General features: G+C 60.4%; 2 protein-coding genes. Both read left to right on the top strand.

The features are described 5' to 3' along the window. Positions 1 to 200 (top strand): phasin family protein (locus tag ACS5Q1_RS22030; protein WP_473100184.1); only part of this gene is annotated, 200 nt, incomplete at its 5' end. Between the two features lie 695 nt (positions 201 to 895). Continuing rightward, entirely contained in the window at positions 896 to 1369 is a 474-nt protein-coding gene (locus ACS5Q1_RS22025) for a hypothetical protein (RefSeq protein WP_473100183.1), read from the top strand. The last annotated feature ends 36 nt before the right edge of the window (positions 1370 to 1405 follow it).

The following is a 1405-nucleotide window of genomic DNA, read 5'->3' as shown; positions in this document are numbered from 1 at the left end:
GCCTGCAGGCTCTTGCCCGCTGCCGGTCAATGACGGACTTCGTCGAGGTGCACAGCTCATTGCTGCGCGACAACCTGGAGCAGACGGTCGAGAACAGCCGGCGCATCGCCGAGCTCACGATCGAAATGGCCGACGAGGCCACCCGCACCGTGACCATGCAGGCCGAGAAGACCGCCGCGCGGGTCAGCCGCGTCGCGTAGAACCCGATTGTGATGGGATCAGGCCCCGCTCCCGGCTTCGGCTGGGAGTGCTTGCCCATCGGCGTGCCCGCTCGTCAGAAACATGGCTAAATGCGAAATTGAGTGTCGGCACACCTCAATGGCTCATTTGCGCGGCAGATTCCCAGGCCTTTCCCTCGCTCATAGGTCCGGACACGTCGCTCTTCCGTCATTGGCGAAGGGTCGTTGCCATGCTGTGACGGAGGCCAACTGATCCTGATCCCATGAAGGACATCCTGTCCGCGACTGCACTGCCCTATGACGATATTATGACAATGCCAGCGAAATTACTTTCCTGCTGTGTCGGCTTGCAGACAGACATGGTCTTTTCTTGGTGCGAGGTTCGCGGCCCCAAGGTAAGACGTGATCAGGAAGGCTCATGACCTCACGAGATTCTGCGACCCACACGACGAGACGCTTCCTTCCCTTGCAGGCATTTCCCAGTTTCCCCATCACCTAGCCGCATCCGTTCGCCCTGTGTCAGTCCCATCGTCGGTGGCGCCGCTACTCGGCAGGCATTGCTTGGAGGTGGCATGAACGTCCACCTGCTGATCAGGTCCGGGACACAACGTTGTCGTCCGCTCATGCTCGCCGTGACGCGGTGACCTCGCATAATCCACGTCGCATCAGGGCAATAACGACTTGCGTCGGATCCGGGCAACATCAGGAGGCGGCCTTTGACCACTGACAGACAATCTGGGGCTGTGGTGAATTCGGGATTTGCGATGACGGATCCCTACCGCTTCGCAGGCAACATGGCCCGTCTGGTGACTGAGGCCGGCAAGGCCGCCACAGCCTACATCCAGCCGCAGATCGGCACACTTGGACCGCTGGCGCAGGCTGACAATGTCACACCGGCTCTACATATCTTCGCACAGGTACAACGGGCTTTGGTGGCTCAGCCGGGGACCCTCATCGAAGCGCAATCCAAACTCTGGCAGGCTTACCTCGATCTCTGGAATACGTCGGTGCGCCAGACGCTGGGCATGGGTGGTGATGAATCCGCTCCGTCCACTCCCAAGGACGCCCGCTTCAAGGATCCCGCCTGGACCGAGCATCAGTTCTTCGATGCCATGCGGCAGTGCTATCTCATCACCTCGCATTGGGCCGAGCAGCGACGAGCCGGGTTACGCTCCACTACTCTATCGTGACGGCGTACCGTAGCTTCTTGACTACGAGCCAGGTCC

Source organism: Microvirga sp. GN3 (assembly GCF_055792825.1).
This window is presented reverse-complemented; position numbering and strand designations above follow the sequence as displayed.